Here is an 18,121-nt window from a genome sequence, read left to right as displayed (position 1 = left end):
GAAATCGCCCCCGCCGGCAAGCCGTGCTGCTACGTGCCGGTAATTTTCCTAAGCACATCGGAAACGGACTACATTTTTTACGGAATAGAACTTCAACCTTTGTCAGCTGCCAAAGCTCGTGCTGGCTGACGTCTGTTGGCCCCTCCCCGTTCCCCCTTTGGAACCAGAAGTCGCTATGCCATCCCGCAAATTTGGACTCAACCTGGTAGTCGTCGTGGCGATTGCCGCGCTGTTCACCGGTTTCTGGGCGCTCATCAACCGCCCCGTGACCGCCCCCAACTGGCCTGAACAGATCTCCGGATTCTCCTATTCCCCTTTCCGCCTGGGCCAAAGCCCACAGAAAGGCGTGTACCCGTCCGACGATGAAATGCGTCAGGACCTCGAACTGATGAGCAAGGAAACGGACAACATCCGTATCTACTCGGTCGACGGCAGCCTGCAGGACATTCCCAAGCTCGCCGAGGAATTCGGCCTGCGCGTGACCCTGGGCATCTGGATCAGCCCGGACCAGGAGCGCAACGAACGCGAGATCAACAAAGCCATCGAACTGGCCAACACCACCCGCAGCGTGGTGCGCGTGGTGGTCGGTAACGAAGCGCTGTTTCGCGAAGAGATCAAGCCCAAGGAACTGATGGCGTTGCTCGACCGTGTGCGGGCGGCGGTCAAAGTGCCGGTCACTACCTCCGAGCAATGGCACATCTGGGAGAAATACCCCGAGCTTGCCAAACACGTGGACCTGATTGCCGCGCACATCCTGCCGTACTGGGAATACATCCCGATGGATAAATCCGGCCAGTACGTGCTGGACCGCGCCCGGGAACTCAAGCGCATGTTCCCGAAAAAACCGCTGCTGCTGTCCGAGGTGGGCTGGCCGAGTAACGGCCACATGCGCGGCGGCGCCGATGCGACCCAGGCCGATCAGGCGATCTACCTGCGCACACTGGTCAACAAACTCAACCGCCAGGGCTTCAACTACTTCGTGATCGAGGCCTTCGACCAGCCGTGGAAGGCCAGCGACGAAGGCTCGGTCGGTGCGTACTGGGGCGTGTACAACGCCGCGCGCCAGCAGAAATTCAACTTCGAAGGCCCGGTGGTGGCGATCCCGCAGTGGCGCGTACTGGCCATCGGCTCGGCGGTCTTGGCAATGCTGGCCTTGGCCCTGCTGCTGATCGATGGCTCGGCCCTTCGCCAGCGTGGTCGCACCTTCCTGACTTTCATCGCCTTTCTCTGTGGCTCGGTGCTGGTGTGGATCGGTTACGACTACAGCCAGCAATACAGCACCTGGTTCAGCCTGCTTGTAGGATTCTTGCTGGCACTGGGCGCGTTCGGTGTATTCATCGTACTGATGACCGAGGCCCATGAACTGGCAGAAGCGGTCTGGACCCACAAACGCCGTCGTGAATTCCTGCCGGTGGTTGCGGACTCAGCCTACAGACCGAAGGTCTCGGTTCACGTACCTTGCTACAACGAGCCGCCAGAGATGGTCAAACAGACCCTCAACGCCCTGGCAGCGCTGGATTATCCAGACTTCGAGGTGCTGCTGATCGACAACAACACCAAGGACCCGGCCGTGTGGGAACCGGTCAAGGCCCACTGCGAGATGCTCGGCGAGCGCTTCAAGTTCTTTCACGTCGCGCCTCTGGCAGGCTTCAAGGGCGGCGCGCTGAACTACCTGATTCCGCACACGGCCAAGGACGCCGAAGTGATTGCCGTGATCGACTCGGACTACTGCGTCGACCGCAACTGGCTCAAGCACATGGTGCCGCACTTCGCCGACCCGAAAATCGCCGTAGTGCAGTCGCCCCAGGACTACCGCGATCAACATGAAAGCGCGTTCAAGAAGCTCTGCTACTCCGAATACAAAGGCTTCTTCCACATCGGCATGGTGACCCGCAACGACCGCGACGCGATCATCCAGCACGGCACCATGACCATGACCCGTCGCTCGGTGCTTGAAGAACTGGGCTGGGCCGACTGGTGTATCTGTGAAGACGCAGAGCTGGGCCTGCGGGTGTTCGAAAAAGGCTATTCCGCCGCCTACGCCCACAACAGCTACGGCAAGGGATTGATGCCCGACACCTTCATCGACTTCAAGAAGCAGCGTTTCCGCTGGGCCTATGGCGCGATCCAGATCATCAAGCGGCACGCAGCGAGCCTGCTGCGCGGCAAGGACACCGAGCTGACCCGCGGCCAGCGTTACCACTTCCTGGCGGGCTGGCTGCCGTGGGTGGCCGATGGCATGAACATCTTCTTCACCGTCGGTGCGCTGTTGTGGTCGGCGGCGATGATCATCGTGCCCAACCGGGTCGATCCACCGCTGCTGATCTTCGCGATCCCGCCGCTGGCGCTGTTCTTCTTCAAGGTCGGCAAGATCATCTTCCTGTACCGCCGCGCCGTGGGGGTGAACCTCAAGGATGCGTTCTACGCAGCCCTGGCCGGCCTTGCGCTGTCGCACACCATCGCCAAGGCGGTGCTGTACGGCTTCTTCACCAGCAGCATCCCGTTCTTCCGCACCCCGAAAAACGCCGACAGCCACGGCTTGCTGGTGGCCATCTCGGAAGCCCGGGAAGAACTGTTCATCATGTTGCTGCTGTGGGGCGCAGCCCTGGGCATCTGCCTGGTCCAGGGCCTGCCGAGCAACGACGTGCGGTTCTGGGTCATCATGCTGCTGGTGCAGTCGCTGCCGTACCTGGCGGCGCTGATCATGGCGTTCCTGTCGTCGCTGCCCAAGCCGAAACCGGCTGAACAGGCGGCTACGGTCTGAAACATCTGTGCGCTATACCAAACGGCGGCCTTCGGGTCGCCGTTTTGCTTTAAGATACCTGCCGTTTTGTTTCCACACTGACTTTCGCGGACTCTTCATGACAGACCTCTCGCCCACCCTGCAACTCGCCTGCGACCTGATCCGTCGCCCATCGGTCACGCCGCTCGACGCCGATTGTCAGGCCGTGATGATGAAACACCTGGGCGACGCCGGTTTCACGCTGGAGCCGATGCGCATCGAGGATGTGGATAATTTCTGGGCCACCCACGGCACCCAGGACGGCCCTGTGCTGTGCTTCGCCGGCCACACCGACGTGGTGCCGACGGGCCCGGTGAAAGCCTGGCAAAACGACCCGTTCGATGCGCTGATCGATGAAAACGGCATGCTCTGCGGGCGTGGCGCGGCCGACATGAAAGGCAGCCTGGCGTCGATGATCGTCGCCACCGAGCGCTTCGTCGCCGACTACCCGAACCACAAGGGCAAGGTCGCTTATCTGATCACCAGCGACGAAGAAGGCCCGGCGCACCACGGTACCAAGGCGGTGGTCGAGCGTCTGGCGGCGCGCAAGGAGCGTCTGGACTGGTGCATCGTCGGCGAGCCGTCGAGCACCGCGCTGGTGGGTGACGTGGTCAAGAACGGCCGTCGCGGCTCCCTCGGCGCGACCCTCACCGTCAAGGGCGTGCAGGGCCACGTGGCCTACCCGCACCTGGCGAAGAACCCGATCCACCTGGCAGCCCCGGCCCTGGCCGAACTGGCCGCCGAGCACTGGGACGAAGGCAATGCGTTCTTCCCGCCGACCAGCTTCCAGATTTCCAACATCCATTCCGGCACCGGCGCGACCAACGTGATTCCGGGTGACCTGACCGCGGTGTTCAACTTCCGCTTCTCCACCGAATCCACGGTAGAAGGCCTGCAGAAGCGCGTCGCCGACATCCTCGACAAGCACGGGCTGGACTGGCACGTGGAGTGGGCGCTGTCGGGCCTGCCGTTCCTCACCGAACCGGGCGCGCTGCTCGATGCGGTGTCGGCCAGCATCAAGAGCGTCACCGGCCGCGAGACCAAGGCGTCCACCAGCGGCGGCACTTCCGATGGCCGTTTCATCGCGACCCTGGGCACCCAGGTGGTCGAGCTGGGTCCGGTCAACGCCACGATCCACCAGGTCAACGAACGCATCCTGGCCAGCGATCTCGACGTGCTGACCGAGATCTACTACCAGACCCTGGTCAAGTTGCTCGCCTGATGCTGACCTGCCCGATCTGCTCAGCTGCGCTCGATAACGCGGACAACGGCGTGGTCTGCCCTGCCGGCCATCGCTTCGACCGCGCGCGTCAGGGTTACCTGAACCTGCTGCCGGTGCAGCACAAGAACAGCCGCGACCCTGGCGACAATCAGGCGATGGTCGAGGCGCGCCGCGACTTTCTCAATGCCGGGCATTACGCCCCGGTGGCCAGGCGGCTGGCTGAACTGGCCGCCGAGCGCGCACCAAAGCACTGGCTGGACATCGGCTGTGGCGAGGGTTATTACACCGCGCAAATCGCCGAGGCTCTGCCCCAGGCAGACGGCTACGCGCTGGACATTTCCCGCGAGGCGGTCAAGCGCGCCTGCAAACGCAGTCCGAAGCTGAGCTGGTTGATCGCCAGCATGGCCCGGGTGCCACTGCCGGACGCCAGCATCCAGTTCATCGCCAGTGTGTTCAGCCCGCTGGACTGGGACGAGGCCAAGCGCCTGCTGTCCCCAGGTGGTGGCCTGATGCGCGTAGGACCGACCAACGAACACCTGATGGAATTGCGCCAGCGTCTGTACGACGAAGTGCGCGACTACGCCGATGACAAGCATCTCGCACTGGTACCCGAAGGCATGAGCCAGCAACACAGCGAGACCCTGAGCTTCAAGCTGACGCTGGTGGACGGCCAGGCCCGCGCGAATTTGCTGGCCATGACGCCCCACGGCTGGCGTGCCAGCGCCGACCGCCGGGCCAGTGTCATTGAGCAGGCGGAGCCGTTCGAGGTCACCGTCTCCATGCGCTACGATTATTTCGTTCGGCACTGACCGACAGAAACACTTCTACGAGGCATTCATGCGCCAACCCGACATCGAGATTTACCTGAAAGACGCTGACGTCGATCACAAGGCCATTACCGCCTGGCTGACCGCCGATATCGGCCCGTGCAGCGAGTGGGTCCAGCGCGGCCAGACCTGGAAATGCAAGGCGGGTGACATTCCCGTAACCTGGATTCCCAAAGCCGTGGGCAAATGGAACAGCCTGTGCCTGGACAGCGACAAGACGCCGTGGGACGACGACATCGCCTGCGCCCGCGCCGCCTTCGCCGCCATGAACGTCGAAGTGCGCTGCGCACCGGGGACGTGGGTCGAGGAAGAAAACGACGAAGACGCCGACCGCTGGATCCGCATCAGTGCCGACGGTGAGGAAGAAATCACCTGGCGTACCTCGTAAGACCCCACACATATACCTCGTAGCAGCATGGCTTGCCGGCGGGAGCGTCCTCAAGATCGCCCCCGCGGGCAAGCCCGGCTGCTACGGATCGATACTCCACTCCCCTCCCGCTTTGCCCATCCCCGCCATATCCGGCAAACTGACCGCTTCGTGGGCCAAGGCCCCTCTGCGCAGAATTCGTATGACCCGTTCCCCGTTTCGTCGTCTTGTGTTCGGCGCCCTGCGTCGTGTGCTGTACCTGTGGGTACGTTCGGAGACGATCAACCAATCGTCCTTCACCCTGAATCTGGACCGCAGCCGCCCGGTGTTCTACGCCCTGCAGAACCCTTCGCTGGCGGACCTGGCCGTGCTCGACCGCGAATGCCGCAAGGCCGGGTTGCCGCGCCCGGTGCTGCCGGTGGTGGGAGGCAACCTGTCGGAGCCTGCCGCGTTCTTCTACCTGACGCCAGAACCCGACTGGCTGGGCCGTCAGGACAAGAGCGGCGCGCCGCCGGTGCTGGAGCGCCTGGTCGGTGCGGTCAGCCAGAATGCCGCCGAAGACGCGCAGATCATTCCGGTCAGCGTGTTCTGGGGCCAGTCCCCGGACAAGGAAGACAGCCCGTGGAAACTGCTGTTCGCCGACAGTTGGGCCGTCACAGGAAGGCTGCGCAAGTTCATCACCATTCTGATTCTGGGGCGCAAGACCCGCGTGCAGTTCTCCGCGCCCATTCACCTGCGTGAGCTGGTCGATGAAAACAAGGGCTACGAGCGCACCGTGCGCATGGCCCAGCGCCTGCTGCGCGTGCATTTCCGCAACCTGAAGACTGCCGTGATCGGCCCGGACATTTCCCACCGCCGTAATCTGGTGAAGGGTCTGGTCGCTGACCCGCTGGTCAAGCAGGCGATTCTCGAAGAGGCGGCGCGGGAGAAGATCAGCGAAGCCAAGGCGCGGGAAAAAGCCCTGCACTATGGCAATGAGATTGCCTCGGACTACACCTACACCGCGATCCGCTTCCTGGAAGTGGTGCTCAGCTGGTTCTGGAACAAGATCTACGACGGCATCAAGGTCAGCCATCTGGAAGGCGTGCAGAACGTCGCCCAGGGCAACGAGATCATCTACGTGCCCTGCCACCGCAGCCATATCGACTACCTGCTGCTGTCCTACCTGTTGTTCCGCAACGGCCTGACCCCGCCGCACATCGCCGCCGGCATCAACCTCAACATGCCGGTGATCGGCGGGCTGCTGCGCCGGGGCGGCGCGTTCTTCATGCGCCGCACCTTCAAGGGCAATCCGCTGTACACCGCCGTGTTCAACGAGTACCTGCATACCCTGTTCACCAAGGGTTTCCCGGTGGAATACTTCGTCGAAGGCGGACGCTCGCGCACCGGCCGCATGCTGCAACCCAAGACCGGCATGCTGGCCATCACCCTGCGCAGCTACCTGCGCAACTCGCGCACACCGATCGTGTTCGTACCGGTTTACATCGGCTACGAGCGCGTACTCGAAGGCCGCACCTACCTGGGCGAACTGCGGGGCGCGGCGAAAAAGAAAGAGTCGATCTTCGACATCTTCAAGGTCATCGGCGCGCTCAAGCAGCGCTTCGGCCAGGTGGCGGTCAACTTCGGCGAGCCGATCAAGCTGGCCGACTTCCTCGATCACGAGCAGCCCGACTGGCGCGCCCAGGAACTGGGGCCGGTGTTCAAGCCTGCGTGGCTGAACGAAACCACTCACCGCCTCGGCGAACGGGTGGCCCGTCACCTGAACGAGGCGGCGGCGGTCAATCCGGTGAACCTGGTGGCGCTGGCCTTGCTTTCGACCAACAAGCACGCACTGGATGATCAGGCCCTGGCGCGAGTGCTGGACCTTTACCTGACGCTGTTGCGCAGCGTGCCCTACTCGCCCCATACCACATTGCCCGAAGGCGATGGCCGGGCGCTGATCGAGCACGTCAAGGGCATGGACCTGCTGTCCGAGCAGAAGGACGCGCTGGGCCGCATTCTGTATCTGGACGAGCAGAACGCGGTGCTGATGACCTACTACCGCAACAACGTGTTGCACATCTTCGCCCTGCCTTCACTGCTCGCGAGCTTCTTCCAGAGTTCGTCGCGCATGAGCCGCGAACAGGTGCTGCGTTATGCCCGGGCGCTGTATCCGTACCTGCAATCGGAGCTGTTCATTCGCTGGTCGCTTGACGAATTGGACGGCGCGATTGACCAGTGGCTGGCCGCGTTCGTCGAGCAGGGTTTGCTACGCTTCGAGAACGACGTGTATCTGCGTCCGGCGCCAAGTTCGCGGCATTTCGTGCTGCTGACGTTGCTGTCCCGGGCCATCGCGCAGACGCTACAGCGTTTCTACATGGCTATCGCGCTGCTGCTCAACAGCGGGCAGAACAGCCTCAGCGCCGAAGAGCTGGAAGACCTGTGCACGATCATGGCCCAGCGCCTGTCGATCCTGCATGGCCTGAACGCACCGGAGTTCTTCGACAAGAGCCTGTTCCGTCACTTCATCCAGACGCTGCTGGATCAGGACGTGCTGCGCAAGGACGAGAACGGCAAGCTGGGTTATCACGAGCTGCTGGGCGAGCTGGCGGAAGGCGCCGCCAAGCGCGTGTTACCTGCTGAAATACGTCTTTCGATCCGCCAGGTGGCACTGCACCGGGATGATGGGGTCCTAGAACCGGACATTAGCGTCTGACCCCACGCCTGTAGGAGTGAGCTTGCTCGCGATGGCGCCAGGTCAGCCAAGACACAGGCATCTGACGTACCGCTATCGCGAGCAAGCTCACTCCTACAGAGACCCTGCGTGCACCACAAGGAGATCTACCCAATGAAATACCTGCTCATGCCCCTGATGGCCGCCCTGCTGACCGCCTGCGCCGGCCATGACCCGGACAACCTGCCAGGCAAGGTCGATGGCGAAGTGTTCTACCTGCAACGCATCGCACTGCCGCCGACCGCGACGCTGGAAGTCGCCTTGCAGGACGTGTCGCTGGCCGATGCCCCTGCCGTCACCCTTGCCAACCAGAAAGGTCCGATCAAGGGCCAGGTGCCGCTGCCCTTCCACCTGACCTACGATCAAAAACAGGTCAAGCCGGGGCATACCTATGCGGTCAGCGCCCGTATCGAAGATGGCGGCAAACTGTTGATGATCAGTACCGAGCGCTACACTGTCGACCTCACGCTGGAAGAAAAGCCGCCGGTGAAGGTCCGCGTGAACCCGGCCCACTAGCCTTCTCCCCGTTACACACCTTCATAAGGACGTTACCTCATGCTGCTTCGCTTATCGTCGTTCACGGGCCTGTGCGCCGGCCTGTTGTTGTCGGCCAGCGCCTTCGCGTTGTCCTTGGGTGATCTCTCGCAATCGGATGCCACGGGCGGCCTGAAAGACGCGCTGACCCAGGGCGCGCAGATCGCCGTCAAGCAACTGGGCGTGCCCGGCGGCTTCAATAACAACAAGGACGTGCGCATCGAACTGCCGGGCAAACTCGGCAAAGTGGCGAGCAAGATGAAGCTGCTGGGGATGGGATCGCAGGTCGACCAACTGGAAACCAGCATGAACCAGGCCGCAGAAGCCGCTGTTCCGCAGGCCCAGGCGATTCTCGTGGATGCCGTGAAGAAGATGAGCGTGACCGACGCCAAGGGCATTCTGGCTGGCGGCAAGGATTCGGCCACCCAGTACCTGAACAAGTCCAGCCGCGAGCAGATCCGCGCCAAGTTCCTGCCGATCGTCAAGCAGGCCACCGATAAAGTGGGCCTGGCACAGCAGTACAACAGCTTTGCGGGCAAGGCCGCCAGTCTGGGCGTGGTCGATGCGAAAGACTCGAACATCGAGGGTTACGTGACCGAAAAAGCCCTGGACGGCCTGTTCGAAATGATCGCCAATCAGGAAGAAGGCATCCGCGCCAACCCCGCCGCCGCGGCGACGAGTCTGGCCAAGAAGGTGTTTGGAGTGTTGTAACCGCAGGATCGGGTTTCGAACACAGATCCAAGGGCCGTACCGATAACCTGTGGGAGCGGGCTTGCCCGCGAATGCGCCAGGCCAGACGCCTGAACGGTGTCTGATCCACCGCCTTCGCGGGCAAGCCCGCTCCCACAGATCCCGGCCACTCAACCATTGTGGACACCTGCAAAGCGCTGCTACGGGTGCTCGTCGCGCCGGACTTTGAACCAGGCGGCGTACAGCGCTGGCAGGAACAGCAGCGTCAACGCCGTGGCAACGATCAACCCGCCCATGATGGCCACCGCCATCGGCCCGAAGAACACGCTGCGTGACAGCGGGATCATCGCCAGTACCGCCGCCAGCGCGGTCAGCACGATGGGCCGGAAGCGGCGCACCGTGGCTTCGATGATCGCTTGCCAGCGATCGAGCCCGGCGGCAATGTCCTGTTCGATCTGGTCCACCAGAATCACCGAGTTGCGCATGATCATCCCCGACAGCGCAATGGTGCCGAGCATCGCCACAAACCCGAACGGCTGACGGAAGATCAGCAGGAACAGCGTCACCCCGATCAACCCCAACGGCGCCGTCAGAAATACCATGAACGTGCGTGAGAAACTGCGCAGCTGAATCATCAAAAGCGTCAGCACCACCACGATGAACAGCGGCACCCCGGCATTCACCGAATTCTGCCCGCGCGTGGAATCCTCCACCGTCCCGCCCACCTCCAGCAGATACCCGTCAGGCAGTTGCGCGCGCACTTCATCCAGCGTCGGCCAGATCTGGTTGACCAGCGTGGCCGGCTGCTCCTTGCCGTAGATGTCGGCGCGGATGGTGACGTTCGGCAGGCGATTGCGGTGCCAGATGATGCCTTCTTCAAAACCGTATTCCAGAGTCGCTACCTGAGACAGCGCGACACTGCTGCCATTGGCAGTAGGCACCGACAGGCTCGACAACGCACCCAGCTCATGACGCTCCTGCTCGGTGCCACGCAGCAGGATCTCGATCAGTTCGTCATCCTCGCGGTACTGGCTGACGCTCGACCCGGTCAGCTGACTTTGCAGCAGGCGCGACAGATCACCGGTGGTCACCCCCAGCGCCCGGGCGCGGTCCTGATCGATATTGAGGTAGACCACCTTGCTCGGCTCTTCCCAATCCAGGTGCACGTTGACCACATGCGGGTTCTCGCGAACCTTGGCGGCGACCTTGCGCGCCAGCATGCGGACATCCTCGATGTGCTCGCCGGTCACCCGGAACTGCACCGGATAGCCCACGGGCGGGCCGTTTTCCAGGCGGGTGACCCGAGGGCGCAGCATCGGGAACTGCTCGTCCATGGTCTGGATCAGCCAGGTGCGCAGGGATTCGCGATCCTCGATGGTCTTGGCCAGCACCACGAATTGCGCAAAGCTCGCCGCAGGCAACTGCTGGTCCAGCGGCAGGTAGAAACGCGGCGAGCCGGTGCCCACATACGCCACGTAATTCTCGACGCCCGGATGCGCCTTGAGCATGGCCTCCAGCCGATTGACCTGTTCTGCCGTATTGCTCAGGGACGAACCTTCCGCCAGCTTCAGATCGACCATCAGCTCAAGCCTGCCCGAGGCCGGGAAAAACTGCTGCGGCACGAAACGGAAGCTGAAGATCGACAGCACGAACAGCGCGATGGTCAGCACGATCACCGTCTTGCGCCGCCGCACGCACCACCCCACCAATGCCCTGACCCGCTCGTAGAACGCGGTGCCATAGGGGTCGGGCGCATCCGGGCCCGTACCATGTTTGGCCGCGTGAATTTTCGCCAGATCCGGCAACAGCCGCTCGCCCAGATACGGCACGAACACCACCGCCGCCACCCACGAGGCCAGCAAGGCGATGGTCACCACCTGAAAGATCGAGCGGGTGTATTCCCCGGTGCTCGACTGCGCGGTGGCAATCGGCAGGAACCCCGCTGCGGTGATGAGGGTGCCAGTGAGCATCGGAAAGGCCGTGCTGGTCCACGCGAAGCTCGCGGCCTTGAGCCGGTCATAGCCCTGTTCCATCTTGATCGCCATCATTTCCACGGCAATGATCGCGTCGTCCACCAGCAAGCCCAGCGCCAGCACCAGGGCGCCAAGGGAAATCTTGTGCAGGCCGATGCCCAGGTAATACATGGTGGCGAAGGTCATGGCCAACACCACCGGAATCGCCAGCGCGACCACCATGCCGGTGCGCACGCCCAACGAAAAGAAACTCACCAGCAACACGATGCCCAGCGCCTCGGCCAGCACCTGGACGAACTCGCCCACACTGGTTTTCACCGCCGCCGGCTGATCGGACACCTTGCGCAGTTGCATCCCGGCCGGCAGGTTGTTCTGCAGGCGGGCGAACTCACCTTCCAGCGCCTTGCCCAGCACCAGAATGTCGCCGCCGTCCTTCATGGCCACGGCCAGGCCGATGGCGTCTTCGCCCATGAAACGCATGCGCGGTGCGGGCGGATCGTTGAAGCCACGGCGCACCTCGGCCAGGTCGCTGATACGGAAGGTGCGTTCGCCCACGCGAATCGGGAAATCACGAATCTGATCGACCGTCTGGAAGCGCCCGCTCACCCGTAGCTGGATGCGCTCGCTGGGGGTCTCGAAGAAGCTTGCTGCCACCACGGCGTTCTGGGCTTCCAGCGCCTGTTGCACCGCAGACAGCGGCAAGCCCAGGGTCGCCAGCTTGACGTTGGACAGCTCGATCCAGATCTTCTCGTCCTGCAGGCCGAGCAGCTCGACCTTGCCCACATCCTTGACCCGTTGCAGTTGAATCTGGATACGGTCGGCGTAGTCCTTGAGCACGGCGTAGTCGAAGCCTTCGCCGGTCAGTGCGTAGATATTGCCGAAGGTGGTGCCGAACTCGTCGTTGAAGAACGGCCCTTGGGTACCTGCCGGCAGAGTCTGGCGGATGTCGCCGATCTTCTTGCGGATCTGATACCACAGCTCCGGCAGTTTGGCCGAGACCAGCGAATCCCGGGCCATGAACGTCACCTGGGATTCACCGGGGCGGGAGAACGAGACGATGCGCTCGTAGTCGCCGGTTTCCATCAGCTTCTTTTCGATGCGGTCGGTGACCTGGCGCGCCACTTCGTCGGCGCTGGCACCGGGCCAGAGCGTGCGGATCACCATGGCTTTGAAGGTGAAGGGCGGGTCTTCGCTTTGCCCCAGTTTGGTGTAGGACAGCGCGCCGACAACCGCCAGCAGAATCATCAGGTAAAGGACCATCTGCCGATTGCGCAGGGCCCATTCGGAAAGGTTGAAACGCATCCGTGCTTACTCCCCGCTCGTCGACTGGCTTGCCAGCTTCACTGCCCGATTGCTGCGATCCACCGGACGCACCTGCTCGCCTTCGTGCAGCACATGCACCCCGGCGGCCACCACCCAATCGCTGGCGTTCAGGCCGCTCAGCACCGGCACCGACTCCTGCCCGTAGGCGCCCACTTGCACCGGGGTGCGTTTGAGGGTGTTGTCGCTTTGCAGACGCCAGACGTAAGTGGCGCCATTCTCGGCCGTCACCGCCGACAGCGGCACCGACAACGGCACGCTGTGCTCGGACTGGATAAACACCCGCGCACTCTGCCCAAGCTCCGCCGCCACCTTGTTGCCGGAGAAAGCGATGCGCGCGGCGAAGGTTCTCGACCGCGGGTCGGCCGCCGGAGACAGCTCGCGGATGCGGCCAGCGAAGCGTTGATCGCGCTGGGTCCACAGCTCGACCGACACCGGGTCGCCGATCTTGAAGCGGCCATAATTCTGCTCCGGCAGGCTGATGGAGACTTCCCGTTCGCCATCGGCGGCCAGGGTAAACACCGTCTGGCCCGCAGCGACCACCTGCCCCACCTCAACCAGGCGCTTGGCTACCACGCCATCCTGGGAGGCACGAAGCACGGCGTAGCTGGTCTGATTGTCGGCAACGGTCAGTTCGGCCTTCATCTGCTTGAGACGGGCATCACCGGCGCGATACAGGTTTTCGGCGTTGTCGTATTGGGATTTGCTGACCATCTGCCGTTCCATCAGCGTCTTGTAACGGTCACGCTCGGAGCGGACCATCTGCAGATTGGCTTCGGCGGCAGCGACCTGCGCGCGGCTCGCATCCAGTTGCAGACGCACATCCTGCGCGTCGAGCTCGGCCAGTGGCTGGTTGGCCTTGACCCGCTCGCCCTCCTCGACCAGGCGCTTGCTGACCTTGCCGCCAATGCGGAACGCCAGATCAGGCTCGAACCGGGCGCGCACTTCACCAGGATAGCTGTCCATGGATTGGGATGACGGGACCGGTTGCACTACCATGGCCGGACGTACCGTGGCCGGGACTGACACGTCCTGACCACAGCCCGCCAGCAGCGACACCAGACTGATGGGCACAGCAAGGAACAAGGCATCGCGAAACATGATGTGGCACCTTGGCAAAAGGGAGCTCTGAATAATTGTACTGGCGAGTATATTAAGAATTACCGAACTGAACAGTCCACTAATAAAATACAGATGCCTGAAGACCGAATGAACGACGCCACCCCTGCCGGCCCCGGCCGCCCGAAGGATCCGGCCAAGCGCCTGGCCATCCTTGAAGCGGCCAAGAATCTGTTCGTGCGCAACGGCTACGCGAGCACCAGCATGGACGCCGTCGCCGCTGAGGCCGGGGTTTCCAAGCTGACCGTGTACAGCCATTTCAATGACAAGGAGACGCTGTTTTCAGCGGCGGTGCTGGCCCGCTGTGAGGAGCAGGTGCCCGAGCTTTTCCTGAATGTGTCGGCTCAGGAGCCTGTTGAAAAAGTGTTGCTGGGTATTGCCAGAGGCTTTCAGGTGCTGATCAACAGCCCGGAGTCCATCGAATTGCATCGGTTGATGATTGCGCTGGGCACTCAGGATTCGAAGTTGTCAGAGGTGTTTTTCGAGGCCGGACCGCAGCACATCCTGCAGGAAATGGAGCGGTTTCTGACGCGGGTGAATGACACCCAAGGGCTGCACTTCGATTCACCGCTGCGGGCAGCCGGGCATTTTCTGAGCCTGATCAAGGGCGTGTGCAACTTCCGCCTGCTGATCGGCAACGGCACCCCGCCCGATGAACACGCCGGCGAGCAGCATGTGCAGGAAGTGGTGGGGTTGTTTTTGAAGGCGTACAGGGCGTGAGACTGCCACACCTTTCGCTCTGATCCCGATCCTGTAGGAGTGAGCTTGCTCGCGATTACGATGTATCAGTCATACCGAATTGTCTGAAATACCGCTATCGCGAGCAAGCTCACTCCTACAGGTAAGCGTTTACACCCCTTTCAACGCTTTCTTGGGGTAAATGTCATACCGGCTGGACTTGCCATCCAGCGCATAACCCGGTTTGGTGCCTTCGATGCACGGCGCCTTGCGCGGGCGTTTGACCACCACGCGATGGGTCGCCAGATCCAGCGCGGCGGCGAGCAGCGCCGGGGCGTCCAGATCATCGCCCACCAGCGGGCGGAACAGGCGCATTTCCTTTTTCACCAGCGCGGTTTTCTCGCGGTGCGGAAACATCGGATCGAGGTAGATCACCTGCGGCGGTTCGCCCTGCCAGTTGCGCATCAGCTCGATGGAATTACCGGTCAACAGGCGCATCTGGCCGATGATAGGCCCCACATCCAGATCCTGCGCGCCACGGGCCAGGCCGTCTTCCAGCAGCGCGGCGATGATCGGCTGGCGCTCGCTCAGGCTGATCTCGCACCCCAGGCTCGCCAGCACGAACGCATCCTTGCCAAGCCCCGCCGTGGCATCGTGGACACGGGGGCGAACCCCCGGCTGAATACCCACTGCCTTGGCGATCATCTGCCCGCTGCCGCCGCCGAACAGACGCCGGTGGGCCGCCTTGCCTTCGACGAAATCGACCCGCACCGGCCCCGGAGCATCGTCGCCCAATTGCTGCAACTGGAGGCCATCGTCGCTGACCTGCAAGGCAAAATCCGCCTCGGCAGCGTCCATCGGCAAGCCCAGGCGCTCAGCCCAGTGTACGGCTGTCTGTTGCCCGTCGGTGGTCAGGGTTTCGACCCGAATGCGGTTGCCCGCCTGCTGCTCAGTCATTGCGTTAACACACTCAAATTTTCTTAATGATTGGCAACATCTGCCGATAACGAAAGTATCCGGCATTTTGCCAGACCCACGGCATGTACTGAGCGCTTATGTCAGACATTCAGCAAACAGCATCGATAGGTTATCTGACGTACGCAGGCGACTACAGCGTACGCAATACCGAAACCCTGAGCGGCGTCACGCAGCTCTGGCAGGATGCGTTTGCCCGTGCAATGGCCCAGCAGGTCGACGACAACGCCGGCACCACACCGCAATACAGCGCCGTCGCCGCCGCGACGGACAGCATGACCGGCGAGCCTGTCGCTGGTGCCCGGACCCTGAGCAAAATCGTCGAGCAACGCGAATGCCCGGTGCAAGACACTGAAGTGGCGCCCCCTGAGCCGCTGTTCCTGCCCATCGCGGAATTCGAATGGGACTTGGCCGACAAGCCTGCCGTGCCTTTCAGCGCCGCCGAACTGATCGAGCAGCAGCGCAATCTGGAATTCGACGAGAACTGGGTACGCCCCACCGTCATGAACCCCTACGACGACAGCGTCGATCCAGGCCCCGGCCCTCAGCCGCGCCCACTGTTCCTGCCGATCGCCGAGTTCGAATGGGACCTGGCCGACAAGCCTGCCACGCCCTACAGCGCTGAAGAAATGACCGAACAACAGCGCAATCTGGAATTCGACAACGGCTGGGCGCGCCCAATCGTGTTGCAGAATTTGCGGATTGCCGCCTAAACGCACGCTTAGCGACACACCTGCCAGCGCCCCATATCGACGTGAAAATGACTGCGGTGCGCGGCGTTGTAATCCGGTCCTAATACTGTATTGAACTGCTTGCAGGCATCATCGCGTACCTGCCTCAGAAACTTCCCTTTATCGCCTTCATCGTTCCAGTCCTTGAGCACGGAAATGCGCCTGCCGTCTGCCAGACGAAACCCGGCGATGTCCAACGCGTTGGCTGACGCATGCTGGCTGAGGCGCCCTTCGCTGCGGTTGTAGACGTTGCGGCAGGCGAAGCTGCCCAGATGATCGACCTGAACCACCCGCTGCCCGAACACCGCCTGCGCCGCCGGTTGCAGCCCATGAATCTCGAACAGCGCGTAGGCGACCGCCAAGGGGCAACTGGACACGAAGCTGCTGCTCAATGCCACGTCCCCGCCGGATATGCGCAAGGTGTCGGTCAAGGGGCATTTCGCATCGGCGCGGCTGTCAGCCTGATGGGCGTAGCGCAGGCTGGAGCTTTGCAGCGCCTGCTCGCACAGCGCCGGGTTGTCACGCAGGCGCCAGAGTTTGAAGGGGGTCAGCAGACCGGGCGGCTGGCGCACATCCAGTGGCGCCCAAGGGTTCCAGCGATCCGCCAGCGGCAGCCAGCCACGCCAGATGGACACCGCGACACCGGCGCCGATCAGCAGAAAAATGAGAAACAGGGTCGAGCCGCGCATGAGCAGGGTTTCCGATAGGCGTGCACCCTATCGACCTCACAGCAGCCCGAGTTGCTCCACTTGTGGCCCACGATCGAGCACAGGCAATTCGGGCAACCCCGGCAGCAATTTCATCAACTGGCTGTGGAAACGTCGCGCAAGCTCAGGCGCCTGGAGGTTGTCCGGGGTGTGCAGAAACACGTAAGGCGTGCGCCCTTCCTCGATCCAGCCTGCGACCTTCTGCGCCCACTGCTGGACGAAAGGGTCATTGGCGTCCAGCTCAGGCCGGCCGATAAAGCGCACCTGAGGAAAATGCGTCAACGCAGCTGGCCGCGCCGGGACTTTCGGCTTTTTCGACTGCGCATGCAGCACCGCCGGATCGCGGCTGATGCAGCTGAACAGCGGCCTTGAATCCAGACAGATGCGCTCCACGCCGCGATCAAGCAGCAGGCGATTGAGCATGCGCTCCTCCTCGCCCTTGTTGAAAAACGCCATGTGACGCACTTCCACCGCCAGCTCGCGCCCGACCAAGGCATCGATGAAAGTCGCCAGCTCGCCCAGGCGATTGGGCGTGAAGCTGGCTGGCAGTTGCAGCCACAATGGCTGTACGCGCGCCCCTAACGGAGCGAGCAACTTGAGGAAATCTTCGGCAGCCGTCAGGGGCTCGCGCAGATCCCCGGCGTGGCTGATGTCGCCGGGAAACTTGGCGGTGAAACGAAAATGCTCGGGCAATACCTGCGCCCAGCGCTGAACCGTGCTGTCCTTGGGCCGGGCGTAAAAGGTAGTGTTGCCCTCCACGGCATTGAAGACCTGGGCATACAACTCAAGAAAATCGGTACTGCGGGCATCGGGCGGATAAAGCGATTCGCGCCAGGCGTTCTCACTCCAGGACGGACAACCGATGTAGTAAGGCGGGTTGGCGAGGTTCAAACGTGAAGGTCGAGTCCCGAGACTTCAAGATCCCAATCCACGAATGTCGAAGTCGTCAGATAGCTGCTCAGCGCATGAGCCACACGGGTGCTCATGGCACGGGGGAAAATGATGTCTTGCTGGCGAGCAGGCACATTGGCCGTGCTGCCGGTTTGACGACGAGGCTGCTGCGCAACGACTTCAACGTCGTCGATCACTTCTTCAGAGGCGTTGTCGATCACCGCAGAGCCTTTGCGTGGCTTGCGCTTGATCGGGTACGAACGATTTGAAGGACCGGTGATCCGCATCAATGCTTACTCGGCGTATATATGGTGGCAATTTAATCTCACGAAGCGCCTGAAGCAAACTCGCGAACGATAACTAGACCACACTTATCGCGAAATGTTTGAAACCACCGGGCAGAAAACCCGCATTTGTCGCCGAACGGTAGCAAATGGTGTGACTCAGGTCGCAAATAAGGCGTGCGTTGCCGGTGCGCCAGGAGGCGATTTCGAGGGCCCCGTCGCGGGCAAGCGCGCTCCTACAGATGCGAACACCGGCCCGTAGCAGCACGGCTTGCCGGCGGGGGCGGCCTCAAGATCGCTCCCGCCGG

The 18,121-nt window shown here is 62.4% G+C and carries 15 protein-coding genes; 9 read left to right on the top strand and 6 right to left on the bottom strand.

The window, feature by feature from the left end; all coding sequences use genetic code 11:
• Positions 1 to 175: 175 nt before the first annotated feature.
• The 7 genes from NPS29_RS27495 to NPS29_RS27465 all read left to right on the top strand — a co-directional run bounded on the left by NPS29_RS27495 (position 176) and on the right by NPS29_RS27465 (position 9,156).
• A complete protein-coding gene (locus NPS29_RS27495; RefSeq protein ID WP_274136596.1) occupies positions 176 to 2,764 on the top strand; it encodes a glycosyltransferase family 2 protein in 2,589 nt (862 codons plus the stop codon).
• A 97-nt stretch (positions 2,765 to 2,861) separates the two neighbouring features.
• A complete protein-coding gene (gene dapE / locus NPS29_RS27490) occupies positions 2,862 to 4,004 on the top strand; it encodes a succinyl-diaminopimelate desuccinylase (RefSeq protein ID WP_274136595.1) in 1,143 nt (380 codons plus the stop codon).
• Positions 4,004 to 4,813: a putative RNA methyltransferase gene (locus NPS29_RS27485; protein ID WP_274136594.1), complete on the top strand. Its 810-nt coding sequence runs from the start codon at positions 4,004 to 4,006 to the stop codon at positions 4,811 to 4,813. The genes dapE and NPS29_RS27485 overlap by 1 nt, the downstream gene beginning before the upstream one ends.
• A gap of 28 nt (positions 4,814 to 4,841) precedes the next feature.
• On the top strand, positions 4,842 to 5,219 hold the full coding sequence (locus NPS29_RS27480; RefSeq protein ID WP_274136593.1) for a hypothetical protein: 378 nt from the start codon (positions 4,842 to 4,844) through the stop codon (positions 5,217 to 5,219).
• A gap of 181 nt (positions 5,220 to 5,400) precedes the next feature.
• The gene (gene plsB, locus NPS29_RS27475) at positions 5,401 to 7,893 is read left to right on the top strand and encodes a glycerol-3-phosphate 1-O-acyltransferase PlsB (RefSeq protein ID WP_274136592.1); all 2,493 of its coding nucleotides are present in this window, start codon (positions 5,401 to 5,403) and stop codon (positions 7,891 to 7,893) included.
• Between the two features lie 132 nt (positions 7,894 to 8,025).
• Entirely contained in the window at positions 8,026 to 8,427 is a 402-nt protein-coding gene (locus tag NPS29_RS27470) for a YbaY family lipoprotein (protein ID WP_274136591.1), read from the top strand.
• 39 nt (positions 8,428 to 8,466) lie between these two features.
• The gene (locus tag NPS29_RS27465) at positions 8,467 to 9,156 is read left to right on the top strand and encodes a DUF4197 domain-containing protein (RefSeq protein ID WP_274136590.1); all 690 of its coding nucleotides are present in this window, start codon (positions 8,467 to 8,469) and stop codon (positions 9,154 to 9,156) included.
• 179 nt (positions 9,157 to 9,335) lie between these two features.
• On the opposite strand, the gene NPS29_RS27460 is transcribed toward NPS29_RS27465, so the two are convergent.
• A complete protein-coding gene (locus tag NPS29_RS27460; RefSeq protein ID WP_274136589.1) occupies positions 9,336 to 12,410 on the bottom strand; it encodes an efflux RND transporter permease subunit in 3,075 nt (1,024 codons plus the stop codon).
• A gap of 6 nt (positions 12,411 to 12,416) precedes the next feature.
• On the bottom strand, positions 12,417 to 13,529 hold the full coding sequence (locus tag NPS29_RS27455; RefSeq protein WP_274136588.1) for an efflux RND transporter periplasmic adaptor subunit: 1,113 nt from the start codon (positions 13,527 to 13,529) through the stop codon (positions 12,417 to 12,419).
• 108 nt (positions 13,530 to 13,637) lie between these two features.
• Here NPS29_RS27455 and NPS29_RS27450 point away from each other — a divergent pair, with 108 nt between their 5' ends.
• Positions 13,638 to 14,267, top strand: a complete 630-nt coding sequence (locus NPS29_RS27450; protein ID WP_274136587.1) for a TetR/AcrR family transcriptional regulator — start codon at positions 13,638 to 13,640, stop codon at positions 14,265 to 14,267.
• Positions 14,268 to 14,396: 129 nt separating this feature from the next.
• On the opposite strand, the gene NPS29_RS27445 is transcribed toward NPS29_RS27450, so the two are convergent.
• A complete protein-coding gene (locus NPS29_RS27445; RefSeq protein ID WP_274136586.1) occupies positions 14,397 to 15,182 on the bottom strand; it encodes a class I SAM-dependent methyltransferase in 786 nt (261 codons plus the stop codon).
• A 98-nt stretch (positions 15,183 to 15,280) separates the two neighbouring features.
• On the opposite strand from NPS29_RS27445, the gene NPS29_RS27440 reads away from it, so the two are divergent.
• Positions 15,281 to 15,913 (top strand): energy transducer TonB, encoded by a 633-nt coding sequence (locus NPS29_RS27440; RefSeq protein WP_274136585.1) that lies wholly within the window; start codon positions 15,281 to 15,283, stop codon positions 15,911 to 15,913.
• A gap of 8 nt (positions 15,914 to 15,921) precedes the next feature.
• Here NPS29_RS27440 and NPS29_RS27435 read toward each other — a convergent pair whose 3' ends face one another.
• Genes NPS29_RS27435 through NPS29_RS27425 form a run of 3 tightly spaced genes read right to left on the bottom strand, consistent with a single transcriptional unit; the run spans position 15,922 to position 17,816 of the window.
• On the bottom strand, positions 15,922 to 16,620 hold the full coding sequence (locus tag NPS29_RS27435; protein WP_274136584.1) for an extensin family protein: 699 nt from the start codon (positions 16,618 to 16,620) through the stop codon (positions 15,922 to 15,924).
• Positions 16,621 to 16,656: 36 nt separating this feature from the next.
• Positions 16,657 to 17,529 (bottom strand): DUF72 domain-containing protein, encoded by an 873-nt coding sequence (locus NPS29_RS27430; RefSeq protein WP_274136583.1) that lies wholly within the window; start codon positions 17,527 to 17,529, stop codon positions 16,657 to 16,659.
• The gene (locus tag NPS29_RS27425) at positions 17,526 to 17,816 is read right to left on the bottom strand and encodes a hypothetical protein (protein WP_274136582.1); all 291 of its coding nucleotides are present in this window, start codon (positions 17,814 to 17,816) and stop codon (positions 17,526 to 17,528) included. The genes NPS29_RS27430 and NPS29_RS27425 overlap by 4 nt, the downstream gene beginning before the upstream one ends.
• Positions 17,817 to 18,121 lie beyond the last annotated feature (305 nt).

This window comes from Pseudomonas putida (genome assembly GCF_028682175.1).
GTDB lineage: Bacteria > Pseudomonadota > Gammaproteobacteria > Pseudomonadales > Pseudomonadaceae > Aquipseudomonas > Aquipseudomonas putida_AD.
Note: the sequence above shows the minus strand (reverse complement) of the source record. Positions and strands in the feature narration are given on the sequence as shown.